Genomic DNA, 16,135 nt, shown 5'->3' on the forward strand with positions numbered 1-16,135 from the left:
GGTAGTGGTTATGAATCAACGCGGAGGTTGCTCTGCTAAACGTGCAGCCTCTGCCCATGGCACTGGTTTAGACCAGAAAAAACCTTGAAAGAGATCACAACCTTGCCTCACCAGCTCTGAGGACTGTGCCGAGTCTTCCACGCCCTCGGCCACCACTTTCATGTCGAGCGCCTTAGCCAATGCAATGATGGCTTTTACAATGGCGCGATCGGACGCACGATCCACTACGTGAGCCACAAAGGACTGATCTATCTTCAATACGCTCAATGGTAAATGCTGCAAATACGATAACGATGAATAACCGGTACCAAAGTCATCCATAGCGATTAAAAACCCGGCACGATGCAACGATTCCAAACGCTCTTGGACAATCGACAGATTACCCTGCAGCGCCGACTCGGTAATCTCCAACTCTATCCACCGGGGATCAACGGACGTCGACGCCAGTTGCTCAATCAGCCAATCGGCATAGTCAGGCTCCAAAAACTCGCGAGGACTCACATTGATTGCAATGGGCACCATGCGCATACCAGTCGTTAAATTGTGCAATTGCATGGACACTACCTGCTGCACTACCCAGCGCCCAAGCGCGACGATCTGGCCTGTAGATTCCGACAGTTCAATAAAATCGCCAGGCTGCAATAAACCTTGCTCGGGGTGATTCCAGCGTATCAAGGCCTCATACCCCTGCACCACTCCAAGAGTATCAACCTTGGGCTGGAAAAAAAGTTCTAGCTCGTTCTCCTTAGTCAGCGCCACCGAGAGGTCGAACTCCAACGCTGTGCGCTTGGTCAAGTGCTCCTGCATTTCCGGTTCAAAGAAATGCAAGCGATTGCGTCCTTGCTCCTTAGACTGGTACATAGCCAAATCAGCCGAGGATAATAAGTCATCGACTGTATGATGTTCTTTACCAAATATCATTGCGCCAACACTGACTGTAATACCATAGGTTTGCTGACCGAGCTGGAAGGGTTGGCGCACTGTCTCGAGAATCTTTTCACCCAGCTGCTCTATATGCAGCGCTGCCGTTGCTTTGTCCGTACCTAGGTTTCGAACCAACAAAATGAACTCATCACCACCCTGGCGTGCGAGTGTGTCTGTCGACCTCAAATGACTTTTCAGTCGCCCGGCAAATTGCTGCAGCAATGAATCCCCTTTTGAATGCCCCAGCGTGTCATTCAGCTTTTTAAAGAAATCTAGATCCATGAACAACAGTGCAGAATAATTACCCAAACGCTCCGCATCGGCTTGCGCCGTCAAAATATGCTCAATCATCAGGCGCCTGTTCGCCAACCCGGTCAGTGGGTCGTAAAATGCTAAACGATGCACCTGCTCCTGAGCCTGCACCCGATCCGTCACATCGCTAAAGCTGGCAATATAGTGGGTAATCTCACCCACCGGATCATAAACCGCATTAATAACTGCGTGCTCGGCAAAAACTTCTCCATTTTTCCGTTTATTCCAAATCTCTCCCGACCAAGTACCAAAGGTTTGTATGCAACGCCACAGCTCTCGGTAAAACGTCTCATCATGCTTGCCTGAACTCAGAATCTTAGGATTACACCCCAAGACCTCTTTTTCCGTGTAGCCCGTAATGTCAGTAAATGCAGCATTCACGCGCACGATTTGATGACCGGCATCAGTAATCATAATGGCCTCGCGCGTATGAAACGCAATGGCCGAAAGATGCTGGTCTGCGAGTGAATCCTTCAATTGTCGCTGTGAGCGCATCAGCTGCCTGTAGGGTTCGGTGACCGCTTCGTAAAAGAAGCTGCGGAATAAAAAAGCGTATCCCGTAATCTTCAGTACGTGGCCCATTAAGTTGTAGAGATCATAAGGATTACCGTACAGAGTGAAAAAGAATTCACTAAACGCCAGCTGCACCAAAGCGCCGAATAATAATGCAGGCTGGAACCCCCGCAGCGAGTGATAGCGCACTGTTACTAAGCAGGCTGCACATAGATGCAATACGATCACTAAGTACTCGACAGAGACCTTAAACGGCGTCAGCCCCTGTTCTTGTATAAAGGTACGGGGGACGGTGCTGGGAAACACCAGAAACCAAACATGCATACTGACGATGTACAAAAACGATAGCCCTAGTACAGTAAAGAAGGCCCCTTGACGCACCACGCGGTCACTGAAGGGCAAAACAATCAGTAACAACGCCACGGCCAGTACCATTCGAGCAGCTAACCAAAAATTGATCGCCTTCTCTGCCGAATTGGGCGTGAAATAATCAGGCATACCGGCATACGACATTGTATGAGAGAAATCGAGCAGCGCGACGGCAAAAAAAGCAGTGGCAACGACTACCAAACGCAATGTTGGTGCGACACTTGTTTGTGACCAACCAACTGTAAAAATGATGACTGCGATGGCAATGGCGGAAAATTCCAACGCGGTATGAAGTGGCAAGTAGGTAGAAACAGGCAGTGCGGGCGTTGTTAAGCCCAACCAGGCAGGTACAAAAGTCACCAAACCTAACACCGCGAGAAAGATTAATACGCGTCGCAACGCCTTAGACTGCCGTACCTCGTCGAAGAAACTTCGGTACTGCGCTTCATCCTGCAGCGACAGAGAACGCATGTTAGGGGTTCGGGAATTAGCCATGCGACACCTCATGGTTTAATGCAATCCTGACCTATCCCTTACATTCTGCCTTCATATTAGACAAATAGAAACTAAGATGACGTGGCTTTAGTGACCTGCATCAAAGGCGCCTCTAGTATTCGCTTAGGCTCCGCCAAATAACATTTGATTCAAAAACAGTATGACGGGCAACACAAGCATCGCCAACAGCGTTTGTGCGGTGATGATCGCTGCCATTAAAGGCGCGTCGCCACCTAACTGACGCGCCAAGATGTAGGCTGATGTTGCCGTCGGCATAGCCGCAAACAGCAACAGCACGCTTTGCTCCTGCACGCTTAAACCCAGCAATACACTGAACCCGATAGCCACCAAAGGCATTGCCACAAACTTCAGCAGACTGGCGTACACCAACGGCATCTTTCCCGCACGCAAGGCATCAAGGTTCAACGCCACACCCACCGCCAACAATCCCAGCGGCAATGCAGAACGTGCCAGAATCTCTACCGTTAACCGGCTCCAACCCGGCAAACCAATGCCCGTCACATTCAACACAATGCCCGCCACACAGCCCAGAATCAGCGGGTTTTTACCAATAGCGGCTACGGTTGATAAAACACTCGCCCGTTCATCTCCGGCATAAAATGCAAACACCGACACACACAGCACATTCAGCAGCGGAATCATCAACGCCATGATCACCGCCGCCAGCGCCAAACCGGAACTGCCAAACAGCTCCGAGGCCACCGCCAGCACAATGAACGAGTTGAAGCGCATACCGCCTTGAAACACCGATGTGAACTGCGTCCCGCTTTTACTGACCACCGGCTTGAGCACGATGGTGACCACAGTCATAACCGCCAGCATACCCAGCACCGCCAGCAATACCCGCGAAACCGCAAGGCCGCTGAAGTCTGCGGTTGCCAGTTCACTGACCAGCATGGCGGGAAACAGCACAAAATAAACCAGACGCTCTAACTGAGGCCAAAAATCAAAGGTAGGGAACGCCAAGCGCCGCAGTGCGACCCCCAAGAGTATGACCAAGAAAACCGGTCCTAGTGCATTAATCAGTGGCCACATGAGCGCTTGTTTTCCAGCGAGAGTTGATCCAGTGATCTTACCGCAGCCCCTCAACAACGCAAAGCATCTCGCCTCCACAAGAAAACTGCCTAATTCGTTGATTTTTAATAAAAAGGTGTTGCATTCAAAAAAAGGATTGGTAATATACGCGCCACTCCAAACGGAGTTACACACGAAGGTTTGCGTCCCCTTCGTCTAGTGGCCTAGGACACCGCCCTTTCACGGCGGTAACAGGGGTTCGAGTCCCCTAGGGGACGCCATTGCGGGAATAGCTCAGTTGGTAGAGCACGACCTTGCCAAGGTCGGGGTCGCGAGTTCGAGTCTCGTTTCCCGCTCCAGATTCACAAAAAAAGCAGCCTTATGGCTGCTTTTTTTGTTTGCGGTCAACGAGACTCAATACAGCATATCGAACAGCTCTCGAACATCAAACCCTGATCTATGTCACTCCCCGTCTATCTCATAGGTTTACTATGGATGCATTGGCATTCGTTTGATTGCTAAATTACTCCAATAGAAGGAAGACACCATGGCTGTTGAACACCACACCCTAGTAAATGACCTGCCTGAATTCAAAGATGAAATACACGTTTTGAAAATGAGCAATGCCCATTTCCGCAAGCTGTTTGACGAATACCATGAGCTGACGCGTCAGATTGAGAACATGGAGAACGAGGTCACTCCGGTGAAAACCACAGAAGAAGAGGACGCCAAGCAGCGTCGCGTTCATTTAAAAGACGAGCTGTACCACATGCTGCAAAAAGCGGCTTCCGAAGCACTTTAGATACAAATAGGCTGAGGTTAGTTACCGCCTAAACAAGAGAGCAGCCTTTTGGCTGCTTTCTTGTTTAGGCGGATGACGCCGTGCTCTTCCGCTCTATGACGCGGTCAACTCTTCGTAGACGGCAAGCGCTTCACCGGCTTTCATCAGTCCGGGCCCGCCACCCATTTGAATCACTACCTCCAACATATCCATAAAAGCGCCCCGTGTGACACCAAGCTTAACCAGTGACTTTACATGATACCCAATACAAGGCTCGCAATTGACGCTGATGGCAATGGCTGTAGCGATCAGTTCTTTAGTCAAGTGGTCAATCTCGCCATCCTTATAGGCGGCTTTACCGACTGACTGGAACGCATCGTACGTTTCGGTACGCTCTTTGCGCAGCGTAATGAGGTGGGGTGTAAGGTCTTGGACTTTCTTCAGTATGGACATGAGCTACCCTCTTTTAAAGACAACCCTAATATACCCTGCCGCGATCATTCCCCCTTGATTCAGGTCATTAGATGGACAGTTCTTAAAGGAAAACACCCATCTGTTGCAGCACATCCGTCAATTCACTCACCTTCTGCTCTGGTACGCGCAGGGTGACCGCCACGTTGCCGGCAAACTGCTGGTCAACCACCTCCACCTGGTTGCTCTCAACCCAATTCATGACTCGGGCCGCTTGCGCGTAACTCAGTGTCAGAGGTATCTCTAGTATCGGTACAACTTCTGCAACGGGTGCGGCGTCCAATACGGCTTTAACGGTATCCGCATAGGCTCTGGCCAGCCCACCCTTACCGAGCTTTATGCCGCCGAAATACCGCACAACGACAATACCCACTTCGCCAACGTCGGCATGCATCAATACGTTGAGCATTGGCTGACCCGCTGTACCGTGCGGTTCACCATCATCGCTGTGCCCGACCAACCGACTGCTACCGGCTTCACCCGCATTGAATGCGAAGCAATAGTGGCGCGCGTTGGGGTAATCCACACGGCAGTCATCGACCAGTGCTATTAGTTCTTCTCGGTCACGTACCCGATCTAAAACACCGATGAATCGGCTTTTTTGGACGATGAGTTCCTGAACGTGCCGAGCAGCAGGGAGTTTCATACCTCAATACTCTGCTAAATAAAGTGGTCGATTCTGTACAGTCGTTGGATAGATAACAAGTGCGATGGCGTTGTCATGAAGAAAAACCCACCCACTGTTCAGTGAATTCCTTTTTCTAATCAATGTACGCTGCTAATATAATTCACAGCGTTTAAGTAAAGCTGCGATGAAATTCGGACATTTCACAAACTGAGGCTGCTCTATGCTCTTGCAACAGCTGCTGTCGATCCGACAGGAATTCAATGAAAAACAGATTCTGTTGTGTTTTAACGGGCCCATATCGCGCAGTTTGATTGAAGAAATCGGTACCGCGCTGCGTAATTATTTGACGGAAGACCAAGTGGGACCTTCCGTTTCCACCGATGTATTTAGTATCTACATCGAGTTAACGCAGAACATCCGCCATTACTCCATGGCTAAGAGCTACGCGGATTTGCAAGGTTCCGCTACGGTGGTAGTCGCTCGCCATGGCGACGCACAATACAGTGTTTTAGCAGGCAATGTGATTGAACGAGCCGATGGCGCGGCGCTTTTGGAGCATGTTCAGGCGCTTGCTGCGATGGATAAGGCGGAGCTGAAAGCGGCTTATAAAAAGCAGTTAAGGGCGCCGCGTGACCATCAAGACTCATCCGGTGCTGGCTTGGGGTTGCTGGACGTGGCGCGCAAAAGTACAGAACCCTTACGGTGTCATCTAGTGGAGACGCCCGATGGAAAAGCATTTTTTAGTTTGTTGGCGGTGGTGTAGTAATGACGATCAACGAGATTTTATCAACTGGGCTAAATATCGCAGCAACTCAAGCGACGCCTGAGATTCAAACCGATTTTGCGCAGGGCATCATGACCATGCGTGGGGACTCTTACCCGGAGAATTCCTTTGAATTTTTTGGCCCGGTGCTCGATTGGGTGGAGCAATTTTTAGCGCATGACGGTCGCCCTTTACGCTTAGAACTGCACATTGTTTATATGAACACCAGCAGCGTCAAAGCCATGATGGACTTGTTTGACTTGCTAGAAGCAGCCCATCAGGAAGGCAAGCAGGTTGCAGTTAACTGGTCTTATGATCCACGCAACGAGCGTGTGGTGGAAATGGTGGAAGAGTTTAAGGAAGATTGTACATTTACTTTTAATATTAACCCTGAGGCCTAGCATGTCCCTGCCATCAGAGCTTGACGAAGCCACCCTCATCGAAGAGATTCAGGCTCTGCTGACTAAAAACCCGCCGGGCACCGACTGGAAGGCCATCACGGCGCAATTGCTGTATGTACATAAGCGCCAGCAGAGCCGTCTCGACAAATTGCTGCGCATATCTGATGGGTTTGGTGATCTAACTCACTCCGAGAACCTGTCACTGCATGAACAATACCGCAAGCAGCTGCGTCGGCTAGAGAAGATTGCACACATTTCCGATCTCTACCAACGCACCATGGTCGAGCTCAACGACAGCCTCAAACAAGCCGCCCTGCACGACCCGCTAACAGGATTACCTAATCGACGCTATATGATTGAGCGCCTCCGCGAGCAGGTCGCTCGCGAAGAGCGGGAGGAGGAAGGTTTCACGCTCCTCATGTTAGATATCGATCACTTCAAAACCATCAATGACCAATACGGCCATGATGCAGGGGATCGCGTTTTAATCGCGGTAGCGGCAGCCATTCAACAATGCCTGCGTGACTACGATGCCTGCGCTCGATGGGGCGGTGAAGAATTTTTGGTTTTTTTACAGCACATGTCGTTGGACGAAGCGCAGTCGGTGGCAATACGGGTACTCGACGCCGTGCGCAATATTGACGTCGGCCAAACCATTGGCGGCACCACAAAGGCTTTAAGCTCCCTGACCCTCAGTGCCGGCGTGGCCGAGCATCAAGCTCAGGAGCACTATGAAGACACCATTAAACGTGCTGACCAAGCGCTGTACGATGCCAAAGGGCAAGGCAGAGATCGCAGTGCCGCCAGCATCAGATAAAGCACTATTGCAGGGGATATTATGAATCGCTGGGCAATAGGATTACGCAGCAAGGCCATGCTGGCCTTACTACTGGCCAGCTTGATCGCTCTGGTACCGGCCACCATCATTGGCTCGCACGTGGTTTCTTCAGTGCAGGAATACTTTGGCCAAGCCTACGCACGCAACCTGACCGACCTCAGCCGGCAACGCATTCAAGCCCCTATTTTAATGGACCTGGTCCTGTCGGAGCGTCTGGCCTCCACTCAGTTGCTCTTATCTTGGCTGCAAGACGAAGAGGATGCCGACAAACGCGCTGCTTTCTTTCGCGAAGCAGAAGGCTATGCGTCGGTCTTTCGTGGCCAGACGTACTTTGCCATCAGCGCACAGTCGGGCAATTATTATTTCAACGACCCGGAGGCCGAGTACAGTGAGCAACCACGCTATCAACTGAACCCCGAAGACTCAAACGACGCATGGTTTTTTAACCTGTTGCGAGACATTGGCGATTACAACATCAACGTTAACCCGGATGTTCAGCTTGGCACCACTCGGGTGTGGCTGAATCTACCTGTTCTGCACAATGGCGAGTTACTTGGCTTGGCCGGTACCGGGCTGGAAGTGACCGAATTCCTGCGCGAGTTCATTGCGACCAATGAGCCTGGGGTGACGCCCATGATCATTGACCAACAAGGTTTCGTGCAAGCGCACCCCAACCCAGAATACATTGCCTTTGGCAGCTCGGTGGGCTTGGATACCGGCAATAACACTCTGCAAGCCATGTTATCAACCGATGCCGCACGGTCGACACTGGAAAGCGCGCTCAGTGTCAGTCGTCAACACGACAGTGTAGAGCTCATTCCTGTTGAGTTAAGTGGCCGCCCACAGTTATTAGCCATTGCCTATATGCCCGAGCTGAGCTGGTATTTGGTCACCGCCGTTGACCTCAGTGTCGCACAAACCATTGGTGGCTCATGGTGGTTGAGCATCGTAATTGGCTTTGGGATCATGTTGGCGCTGTTGCTGGTTGTTATTGCCGTGGCTGTGGAGCGCTTGTTGATTCGCCCCCTAAGCCACCTGCAAGCGTCAGCTACCCAAATCACCCAAGGCAACTACCAAGTGGCCTTACCTAAAACCAGAAACGATGAAATTGGCGATCTCAGCCGAGCGTTTGGCGCCATGGTGAAGCGGGTACAGGACCACACCACCGAACTGGAAGAGCGCGTGCAGCAACGCACGCAAGCGCTGGAAAACAGCAACCGTGAGATTGCCCAGTTCAATAAAATGGTCAATGACTCCATTGATTACGCCAGTTTGATTCAGCAAGCCATTTTACCCTTTGCCAAATTGAATGCTGCATTGGGCGAGCAACAGTTCGTGGTTTGGCAGCCCCGGGATGTGGTCGGTGGTGACTTCTATTTCTTCCACGGCGATGCGGATGCCTGCCTTGTGGGCTTGGTCGACTGCGCCGGACACGGCGTACCGGGCGCCTTAATGACCATGTTGGCCCGCGCGGCCTTTGACCAAGCCGTGCGTGATGACGGCCTGCACGACCCGGCCGCCATCCTTCATGATACCGATAAAATTTTACGCAACATGTTGCAGGATCTGGATCTGCCGCGCGCTTTAGCCACCAATATGGATGCAGGGTTGCTCTATCTGAACGCGCAGCAGAATGTGGCGCGTTACGCCGGGGCCAAAATTCATCTGTACATGAAAAGCGCACAAGGCGTGGAGGAAATAAAAGGCGCACGCCGGGCCTTAGTGGCGCGCAAGCCGGGCGACTATGCCAACACCGAAATTCCGATCTCTGGCCAAACAACCTTCTATTTAACGTCCGATGGTTACCTTGACCAAGCCGGCGGTGAACTGGGCTATGGCATGGGCTCCAGCGGTTTCACCGACATCATTGTGCAGCACGCTCACTTGCCGCTCAATGAGCAGGGCTCCGCGATTCTCGACTCCTTGTCTGCTTACCAAGGTGACTACCCGCAGCGCGATGATATCTGCGTGCTGGGCGTTCGACTGCTCACCACCCCACCCTAAACAACCCATGCTGACGAAATTTTGAACTGTGCTTGCAGTTAGCCCTCACTTGAGTATTATAGTTGCGTACGCAACTATAATACTCAAGTGAGGTAGTTCTATGAAAATTGCAGTCTTTGGCGGCTCTGGCCAAACGGGCAACCACGTTGTTCGCGCCGCATTGGAAAAAGGTTATGAGGTTAAAGCCTTGGTACGCGACCCGGCCAAGGGGGATACAGCGTTAACGAAAGCCTATCCCGAGCGTTTGCAGTGGGTGAAGGGCGACTTATTGGACGCTACAGCCGTTGCGCAAACCCTAGCCGACTGCGAAGGCTTTATCTTCGCTGCAGGCCCGGTTAAAGGTGGACACCCTGATCTGCCCTTTCTTGCCGCAGAGAACGTCACCGCCGCCGCCAAGCAGCTTGGGGTGAAGCGCTTCGTTTGGTTGCTGGGCGCCGCGGTAATGGACGAGCGCGACGCACCCGACTTCGGCCGCAAGATCATTCGCCTGATTATGAAACTGACGGCGCGCCATGTGCTGGAATCCAGTGAACGGGCCTATCATCACTTGGTCAACTCAGGGCTCGACTACACCGTAGTACGCCCGCCCATTTTGGCCAATGGGCCTGCGCAGGGCAATCTGACGGCGTCGTATCAACCCCCTAAACCGCGTGGCATCAGCCGGGAGGACTTAGGCCGCTTCATGGTCGACACCCTGACCGACGATGCATGGCGTAACGGGTCGCCAATGGTAAGCTATTGATAATTTAAGTTTATCTAGCCGGAGGAAGACAGATGCAAAACGACAGAAGGGACAGTGCGTTCGGGTATCACCTCTGGCTGCTCAATCGCTTAGCTCAAGGCCACTTCAGTAAGGTGTTGGCGCCTTTGTCTATTGGCCCCGGCCAGCAAGTGTATTTATTGGCACTGCAGGAGTCGGAGTGCATACACCAAGATGCCTTGGCGCAGCGCTTGTCAGTCGATAAATCCAATGTAACACGCGCGCTGACCGCCTTGAGCAACGAAGGCTATTTGGAACGCAATAAAAGCCCCGCCGACGGCCGACAATGGCTGGTTTGCTTAACGCCCAAAGGCATCAGTGCGCGACGCGAAGTGATTGCACACGCACAAGCCTGGATGGAGGAGTTAAAGGCGCCGCTGTCCGATGCGGAGTGGCAGCAGCTAACCGGGCTACTGGCCAAGGTGTGCCAACCCTTCGCTGGTTTCAAGCCGACGGATTCATCATAAGGAAGCATCATAAGCCACGCCGACCGTACCGTCGGCCATAGGATACAACATGAAAGTATTGATTACCGGCGCGACAGGCAATGTCGGCCTAGCGTTACTTAAGGCACTGGCCGATCAGTCGTCGATTGAAGTGGTGGCCGGTGTGCGTGACATGGCGCACGATAAAGCCCATTTTCCAGTGCTCGAGGGCTTGGAATGTCGCCTTTTCGACTTTGAAAAAGCCGAAACCTTCGATACGGCGTTGCAAGGTATTGATCTGGTGTTCTTGCTTCGGCCACCGCATATTGCCGACATCCCGCGCTACTTTGCGCCCTTGATCCAAAAAATCAAAGACATGGGTATCGCCAAGGTGGTGCTTCTATCGGTGCAAGGTGCCGAACGCTCCAACATCATTCCGCACCGCAAAATAGAGAAGCTGATTTTAGAACACGGGCTGGAATATATTTTTCTACGACCCAGCTACTTTATGGAAAACCTGACCACCACCCTGCTGGCGGAAATTAAGGCTCATAGAACCATTACCCTACCTTCCCGTCAGGCACAATTTAATTGGGTTAGCGTGCAAGACATCGGAGCCATGGCGGCGTATCTCATTGCTCATTTCGACTCGCATAAAAACCAACCGTTGGTCATTTCCGGGCGTGAGAACTTGTCGTTCGGTGATGTGGTACAACGGATCAACCACCTGACCCATGCCGAGATACGCTACAAGAGCGTGAACCCATTGACGTACTACTTTCTAAAAAGGCGCGAAGGGCAACCCCGTGACAAGGTGATGGTGATGCTGGTTCTGCACTTTTTGCCGGTTCTGCAAGGCCCACCGCAGATCAGTGACCGCTTCGAGGCCATCATGCAGCGGGCACCGACCAGTATTGATCAGTTCATCGCGGATAACCGCTCTTTCTTTTTGTCTTAGGCTTCAAGCGCGCGGGTCAGTCCGCAACCCTGCCATCCTTGGCTTTCGCGTGTGTTAGATCAAGCCAAACGCCAACATGGCGTCGGCGACTCGTCGAAACCCGGCAATATTAGCGCCGACGACATAGTTGCCTGGTTCGCCATATTCTTCCGCTGCGTTGTGGCAGTCTCGGAAAATATTGCGCATGATGTCGTGCAACCGCTCTTCTGTATGCTCGAATGTCCACGCATCTCGACTGGCGTTCTGCTGCATCTCCAAGGCCGATGTCGCCACGCCACCCGCATTGGCAGCTTTACCCGGCCCGTAAGCCAACTTGCCGGCTTCCAGCACTTTCATGGCTTCCGGCGTACAGGGCATGTTGGCGCCCTCACACAGCGCTATACACCCCTGCTCGACCAGTTTTTTCGCCGCTGCTTCGTCAATCTCGTTTTGTGTGGCGCAGGGCAATGCCAGATCACAGGGGATGTCCCAAATAGACGCGCCTTCACGAAACTCAGCGTGGGGATGGTGTTTTACATAAGCGGATATGCGAGCGCGCTCTACTTCTTTGAGCTGTTTCACAGTCTCCAGGTTCAGGCCCTCCGGGTCGTAGATAACGCCACCAGAGTCCGAGCATGCCACCACCTTGGCTCCCATTCCCTGTAACTTTTCGATGGCGTATATGGCCACGTTACCCGAACCGGACACCACCGCAGTCTTCCCTGAAACGCTGTTATCACGCGCTTGCAGCATTTCTTCCAAGAAAAAGACCACACCGTAACCGGTGGCCTCTCGACGTACCAATGAACCACCCCACGAAGGGTTTTTACCGGTGAACACGCCAGATTCATAACGGTTGGTAATGCGTTTGTACTGTCCGAACAGATACCCTATTTCCCGCGCGCCGACGCCAATATCGCCCGCTGGCACATCGGTCAGTTCTCCGATGTGTCGGTACAACTCAGTCATGTAACTTTGGCAAAAACGCATGACCTCATCGTCCGACTTACCTTTAGGGTCAAAGTCTGAGCCGCCTTTACCGCCACCAATCGGCAAGCCGGTAAGAGCATTTTTGAAAATCTGCTCGAAGCCCAAGAACTTGATGGTGTCGAGGTACACGCTGGGGTGAAAGCGCAGGCCGCCCTTGTACGGGCCAAGCGCGCTGTTGAAACCGACACGAAAGCCCCGATTGATGTGCACTTCGCCTTGGTCGTCCTGCCAGGGAACGCGAAAGATGATTTGGCGTTCAGGCTCACAAATACGCTCGATTATCTTGCGCTCAGCGTATTTTGGGTGTTGCCGCAATACCGGAGCCAGCGTATCCAGTACCTCCTTGACCGCTTGATGAAAATCCGTTTCACCAGGATTACGCTCGACGACTTGCTGATAGATTTCGGAAATGCGCTGGGTTGCTTCAGGCATGAAACGTTCTCCTTAGAAATGGTTGCCACATTGTGGCTGAATCTTTACAGAAGCAGTAGGCGATTGCGCTCTTTATACTTTGCGAGTACGAAAGAGATGTGGCCATTCCATGCTATATTTGCTCAATCTTGGTGCACTTTATGTGCGTATTGTTTCTTCTTTAAGGATGGCTTTCATTGTCCACACACCGCTGGTTTGATTGGGCGCTGCTGCTGAGCTTGTCGCTCGCTTGGGGGTTTACCTTTGTCCTCATATCGGTAGCCTTGCAGAGCTTTCCGCCCATGACGCTGGTAGCGATTCGCTTGGTGACCGGTGCCCTGACGCTCTATGTGATCATGCGCTGGCAAGGCTTGCGGTTACCCAACGACCTCGCATGGTGGCGGCGTTTTGCCACTTTGGCGGCGATCGGTAACATAGTGCCGTTTACGCTGATTTCTTGGGGCGAGCTGTATATTTCCAGCAGTTTAGCCGGGATATTGATGGCTTTGATGCCCATCAGTGTGATGATTCTAGCGCACTTCTTTGTCGCTAACGAGCGTATCACCCTGCGCAAAGCCGCGGGCTTTGTTCTGGGCTTGGTGGGCGTGTTGGTGCTGGTTGGCGCTGAAGCACTGACGGGCTTGGGCGGCATGGCAGTGTTAGCGCAACTGGCCATTGTGGCCGCTACCCTCTGTTACGCCGTGAACAGCATCATTACCAAGCGTATTCCGGCCATTCACGTCTTGGTAGCTGCGACCGGCACCCTGGTTGCGGGCAGCGTGATCCTGACCCCTATCGCACTGTGGATTGACCAGCCTTGGCAAAACCCGGTGTATGCCGGGCCGCTGGCCTCTGTGTTGGTATTGGGCGTACTGTCTACCGGGCTGGCGACTTGGGTGTATTTTTTGATCGTCGCACGCCGCGGACCCAGTTTCTTGTCGATGATTAATTACATCATCCCGGTGGTAGCGTTCACCGCCGGTGTCTGGCTGCTGGGTGAGCCCGCCGCGCTGCAAAAATTCATCGCTTTGGGCGCCATCTTCGCCGGTATCGCTATTGCTCAGACGCGACGCCGCCGTGCGGTTACACCCTGACCGGCCTGTATCATTAACGCAGTGCGTTGAAATTAACCGCATTGGCCAGCGGCGTGAAGCGTTCCAATGCGCGCTCGGTGGTCATGTCAGGTTCGTTGGAATCAAGCAGCGATATAGAAACCGTTACGTCGGGCGTTGCCCAGAACGTCATAGCCCAGAAGTTATTGCCATTATCCAACCATCCCGGAACACTGCCGTGCCAAAGCAGTTCACGCGGCATTCTAGCCAACTGATGTTCGGTGTAGATATCAGGCTCGGCGGCCCAGCGCAGCATTTCGCGAAGATTCTCCTCCCAATACCCCAACCCCTGGCGTTGCATGTTCAAATGTTCCTGTAGGACTTCTACCGACACTCCTGGCCAGTCGGTATATTGGGTCGTATAGGAATGCACTTGAAAAATAATGAGCGGGGCTGCGTCGCCTTCATAATCACTGCGTTCGTTGCCATACACTTTAATCGCCAAATTGACCCCGCAGTTTTGTCGCGACAACAGCTGCCCCTCGAACTGACTCACTGCTGGTAGCATCAGGAACAAAGGCTCCAGTGCAGGAGGGCATTGGACATCGGGATTCCAGTCGACATCCACCCACTCTTCATCATCTGCACTGCCGTATTCCAGGGCAGAAAAGGTATCGTAGTCCGAATGATCGACGGTGGTTGATTGTGCTGTAGTCGACGTATCATCACCACATGCGGTGAGAGCCAACACCACTATTAAAAGAGCCAACATTTCCTTGCGCATGATGTTCTCCAACGAATGAATGGCGTGATCTTAACGCTCTTTTTGTACAAAAAGAATACAGTTCAACGCACATTCAATGGTGGCGATACGCCGTCAGGGCCGTTGATCATCTCCGTGTAAGCGGTGTGATGAATTAACCGGGCTTTGGCGCGAAAGCGCTTGGGGATTTGGTCGCGCGCGCGACTTAGGCTGGGGTAGGGTTCGGCACCCAGTGGATAGCGCTGGTCGCCGTCAAGCAGCCAAACGCGGTACCCGGCCGCGCTGGCTTCGATGATGTAGTCTCGCATAGTGCTCCCCTTAAACAGCGAAGCACCGTTATGTCGAAAAACGCCATGAGCTACCAAGAGCGCAGTAGTTTTCCTCTATGCTTCGCCTTCTTTATAGAAATTCTTGTACACATAATTCGTCGCTTCTACAAAACCATCTACGCTGCCGCAGTCAAATCGGGTTCCTCTGAATTTGTACGCCATGACGCAGCCATCTTTCGCCTGCTGCAAAAGTGCATCCGTTAACTGGATCTCATCGTTCTTACCCGGTTTGGTGTTGCGGATGATGTCGAAAATATCCGGCGTCAAAATGTAGCGCCCGATGATGGCCAGATTCGACGGCGCGGTGCCTTTAGCGGGCTTCTCCACCATGTTGTCGACGCGATACAGGCCGTCTTTCATGGCTTCCCCGGCTATCACACCGTACTTGTGGATTTCATCGTCGGGGACTTCCATCACCGCCACGATGCTGCAACGAAATTGTTTATAGATTTTTACCATCTGCGCCATCACGTTGTCTTCGCCAGGCAGTGGCAAGCACAGGTCATCCGCCAGTACGACCCCGAAGGCTTCGTTACCAATCAGGGTTTCACCGGTCAGGATGGCGTGACCCAGGCCTTTCATCTCCGCTTGGCGTGTGAAAGAAAACTGCGCGTTCGCCATAACGTGACGGATGGACTTCAAGTAGCTTTCTTTACTCGAGCCGGAGATTTGATGCTCCAGTTCGTAGGAAATATCAAAGTGGTCAGCAATGGCACGCTTACCGCGCCCGGTTACAAAACCGATTCGCTTCAGGTCAGCCTCAATGGCTTCCTCTACCCCATATTGCACTAGGGGTTTGTTCACCACCGGCATCATTTCTTTGGCCAAGGCTTTGGTGGCAGGCAAGAAGCGCGTACCGTAACCCGCAACGGGAAATAGGCATTTATTGATCATCTTAATTCCTTCTCAATTTCTGGTATCTCTGTTACCCGAG

The 16,135-nt window shown here is 52.4% G+C and carries 17 protein-coding genes and 2 tRNA genes; 11 read left to right on the plus strand and 8 right to left on the minus strand.

Translation table 11 applies throughout. The features are described 5' to 3' along the window. Nucleotides 1-15: 15 nt before the first annotated feature. Nucleotides 16-2,613 (minus strand): EAL domain-containing protein, encoded by a 2,598-nt coding sequence (locus tag NFC81_RS10995; RefSeq protein WP_304994534.1) that lies wholly within the window; start codon nucleotides 2,611-2,613, stop codon nucleotides 16-18. 123 nt (nucleotides 2,614-2,736) lie between these two features. Next, a complete protein-coding gene (locus NFC81_RS11000) occupies nucleotides 2,737-3,669 on the minus strand; it encodes an AEC family transporter (protein WP_304994535.1) in 933 nt (310 codons plus the stop codon). A 184-nt stretch (nucleotides 3,670-3,853) separates the two neighbouring features. Here NFC81_RS11000 and NFC81_RS11005 point away from each other — a divergent pair. From NFC81_RS11005 to NFC81_RS11015, 3 genes are all read left to right on the plus strand, one after another. After that, nucleotides 3,854-3,929 (plus strand) — tRNA-Glu (locus NFC81_RS11005). A gap of 2 nt (nucleotides 3,930-3,931) precedes the next feature. After that, nucleotides 3,932-4,007: transfer RNA gene (locus tag NFC81_RS11010), tRNA-Gly, on the plus strand. A gap of 188 nt (nucleotides 4,008-4,195) precedes the next feature. Continuing rightward, a complete protein-coding gene (locus tag NFC81_RS11015; RefSeq protein ID WP_304994536.1) occupies nucleotides 4,196-4,450 on the plus strand; it encodes a DUF465 domain-containing protein in 255 nt (84 codons plus the stop codon). 93 nt (nucleotides 4,451-4,543) lie between these two features. Here the strand turns inward: NFC81_RS11015 and NFC81_RS11020 are convergent, their stop codons facing one another. Together NFC81_RS11020 and NFC81_RS11025 are read right to left on the minus strand one after the other, a co-directional pair. Next, a complete protein-coding gene (locus tag NFC81_RS11020; protein ID WP_304994537.1) occupies nucleotides 4,544-4,882 on the minus strand; it encodes a carboxymuconolactone decarboxylase family protein in 339 nt (112 codons plus the stop codon). A gap of 82 nt (nucleotides 4,883-4,964) precedes the next feature. After that, nucleotides 4,965-5,546, minus strand: coding sequence for a YigZ family protein (locus tag NFC81_RS11025; protein WP_304994538.1), 582 nt, complete (start codon nucleotides 5,544-5,546; stop codon nucleotides 4,965-4,967). Nucleotides 5,547-5,748: 202 nt separating this feature from the next. Between NFC81_RS11025 and siaB the strand changes: the two genes are divergently transcribed. From siaB to NFC81_RS11060, 7 genes are all read left to right on the plus strand, one after another. Then, nucleotides 5,749-6,291, plus strand: a complete 543-nt coding sequence (gene siaB / locus NFC81_RS11030; protein WP_304994539.1) for a biofilm regulation protein kinase SiaB — start codon at nucleotides 5,749-5,751, stop codon at nucleotides 6,289-6,291. Nucleotides 6,292-6,293: 2 nt separating this feature from the next. Next, nucleotides 6,294-6,692: a biofilm regulation phosphoprotein SiaC gene (gene siaC, locus NFC81_RS11035; RefSeq protein WP_304994540.1), complete on the plus strand. Its 399-nt coding sequence runs from the start codon at nucleotides 6,294-6,296 to the stop codon at nucleotides 6,690-6,692. A gap of 1 nt (nucleotide 6,693) precedes the next feature. Beyond that, nucleotides 6,694-7,509, plus strand: coding sequence for a biofilm regulation diguanylate cyclase SiaD (gene siaD, locus NFC81_RS11040; RefSeq protein WP_304994541.1), 816 nt, complete (start codon nucleotides 6,694-6,696; stop codon nucleotides 7,507-7,509). 21 nt (nucleotides 7,510-7,530) lie between these two features. Then, a complete protein-coding gene (gene siaA / locus NFC81_RS11045) occupies nucleotides 7,531-9,534 on the plus strand; it encodes a biofilm regulation protein phosphatase SiaA (RefSeq protein WP_304994542.1) in 2,004 nt (667 codons plus the stop codon). 100 nt (nucleotides 9,535-9,634) lie between these two features. Beyond that, complete coding sequence (locus tag NFC81_RS11050) at nucleotides 9,635-10,276, plus strand: NAD(P)-binding oxidoreductase (RefSeq protein ID WP_304994543.1); 642 nt, start codon at nucleotides 9,635-9,637, stop codon at nucleotides 10,274-10,276. 32 nt (nucleotides 10,277-10,308) lie between these two features. Then, nucleotides 10,309-10,761 (plus strand): MarR family winged helix-turn-helix transcriptional regulator, encoded by a 453-nt coding sequence (locus NFC81_RS11055; RefSeq protein ID WP_304994544.1) that lies wholly within the window; start codon nucleotides 10,309-10,311, stop codon nucleotides 10,759-10,761. Nucleotides 10,762-10,810: 49 nt separating this feature from the next. Continuing rightward, nucleotides 10,811-11,677: an NAD(P)H-binding protein gene (locus NFC81_RS11060; protein ID WP_304994545.1), complete on the plus strand. Its 867-nt coding sequence runs from the start codon at nucleotides 10,811-10,813 to the stop codon at nucleotides 11,675-11,677. Between the two features lie 54 nt (nucleotides 11,678-11,731). Here NFC81_RS11060 and gdhA read toward each other — a convergent pair whose 3' ends face one another. Then, a complete protein-coding gene (gdhA, locus tag NFC81_RS11065) occupies nucleotides 11,732-13,078 on the minus strand; it encodes an NADP-specific glutamate dehydrogenase (protein WP_304994546.1) in 1,347 nt (448 codons plus the stop codon). Between the two features lie 176 nt (nucleotides 13,079-13,254). Between gdhA and NFC81_RS11070 the strand changes: the two genes are divergently transcribed. Then, nucleotides 13,255-14,151 carry a DMT family transporter gene (locus tag NFC81_RS11070; protein ID WP_304994547.1) on the plus strand — a complete coding sequence of 299 codons (897 nt, stop codon included), beginning with the start codon at nucleotides 13,255-13,257 and terminating at the stop codon, nucleotides 14,149-14,151. Nucleotides 14,152-14,164: 13 nt separating this feature from the next. On the opposite strand, the gene NFC81_RS11075 is transcribed toward NFC81_RS11070, so the two are convergent. From NFC81_RS11075 to galU, 3 genes are all read right to left on the minus strand, one after another. Continuing rightward, complete coding sequence (locus NFC81_RS11075; RefSeq protein WP_304994548.1) at nucleotides 14,165-14,893, minus strand: hypothetical protein; 729 nt, start codon at nucleotides 14,891-14,893, stop codon at nucleotides 14,165-14,167. A gap of 62 nt (nucleotides 14,894-14,955) precedes the next feature. Further along, entirely contained in the window at nucleotides 14,956-15,180 is a 225-nt protein-coding gene (locus NFC81_RS11080) for a hypothetical protein (protein WP_304994549.1), read from the minus strand. A gap of 75 nt (nucleotides 15,181-15,255) precedes the next feature. Then, on the minus strand, nucleotides 15,256-16,095 hold the full coding sequence (galU, locus tag NFC81_RS11085; RefSeq protein ID WP_304994550.1) for a UTP--glucose-1-phosphate uridylyltransferase GalU: 840 nt from the start codon (nucleotides 16,093-16,095) through the stop codon (nucleotides 15,256-15,258). Between the last annotated feature and the right edge of the window lie 40 nt (nucleotides 16,096-16,135).

Origin of the sequence: Salinispirillum sp. LH 10-3-1 (assembly GCF_030643825.1) — a bacterium.
Classification (GTDB): Bacteria; Pseudomonadota; Gammaproteobacteria; order Pseudomonadales; family Natronospirillaceae; genus Salinispirillum.

Excerpts from the sequence above, each read along its gene's own strand:
- NFC81_RS11050 (WP_304994543.1), top strand. The coding sequence starts at position 9,635 with ATGAAAATTGCAGTCTTTGGCGGCTCTGGCCAAACGGGCAACCACGTT.
- siaA (WP_304994542.1), top strand. The coding sequence starts at position 7,531 with ATGAATCGCTGGGCAATAGGATTACGCAGCAAGGCCATGCTGGCCTTA.
- NFC81_RS11000 (WP_304994535.1), bottom strand. The coding sequence starts at position 3,669 with ATGTGGCCACTGATTAATGCACTAGGACCGGTTTTCTTGGTCATACTC.
- siaB (WP_304994539.1), top strand. The coding sequence starts at position 5,749 with ATGCTCTTGCAACAGCTGCTGTCGATCCGACAGGAATTCAATGAAAAA.
- NFC81_RS11080 (WP_304994549.1), bottom strand. The coding sequence starts at position 15,180 with ATGCGAGACTACATCATCGAAGCCAGCGCGGCCGGGTACCGCGTTTGG.
- NFC81_RS11075 (WP_304994548.1), bottom strand. The coding sequence starts at position 14,893 with ATGCGCAAGGAAATGTTGGCTCTTTTAATAGTGGTGTTGGCTCTCACC.
- siaC (WP_304994540.1), top strand. The coding sequence starts at position 6,294 with ATGACGATCAACGAGATTTTATCAACTGGGCTAAATATCGCAGCAACT.
- NFC81_RS10995 (WP_304994534.1), bottom strand. The coding sequence starts at position 2,613 with ATGGCTAATTCCCGAACCCCTAACATGCGTTCTCTGTCGCTGCAGGAT.
- NFC81_RS11025 (WP_304994538.1), bottom strand. The coding sequence starts at position 5,546 with ATGAAACTCCCTGCTGCTCGGCACGTTCAGGAACTCATCGTCCAAAAA.
- galU (WP_304994550.1), bottom strand. The coding sequence starts at position 16,095 with ATGATCAATAAATGCCTATTTCCCGTTGCGGGTTACGGTACGCGCTTC.
- NFC81_RS11020 (WP_304994537.1), bottom strand. The coding sequence starts at position 4,882 with ATGTCCATACTGAAGAAAGTCCAAGACCTTACACCCCACCTCATTACG.
- NFC81_RS11060 (WP_304994545.1), top strand. The coding sequence starts at position 10,811 with ATGAAAGTATTGATTACCGGCGCGACAGGCAATGTCGGCCTAGCGTTA.
- NFC81_RS11015 (WP_304994536.1), top strand. The coding sequence starts at position 4,196 with ATGGCTGTTGAACACCACACCCTAGTAAATGACCTGCCTGAATTCAAA.
- gdhA (WP_304994546.1), bottom strand. The coding sequence starts at position 13,078 with ATGCCTGAAGCAACCCAGCGCATTTCCGAAATCTATCAGCAAGTCGTC.
- NFC81_RS11055 (WP_304994544.1), top strand. The coding sequence starts at position 10,309 with ATGCAAAACGACAGAAGGGACAGTGCGTTCGGGTATCACCTCTGGCTG.
- siaD (WP_304994541.1), top strand. The coding sequence starts at position 6,694 with ATGTCCCTGCCATCAGAGCTTGACGAAGCCACCCTCATCGAAGAGATT.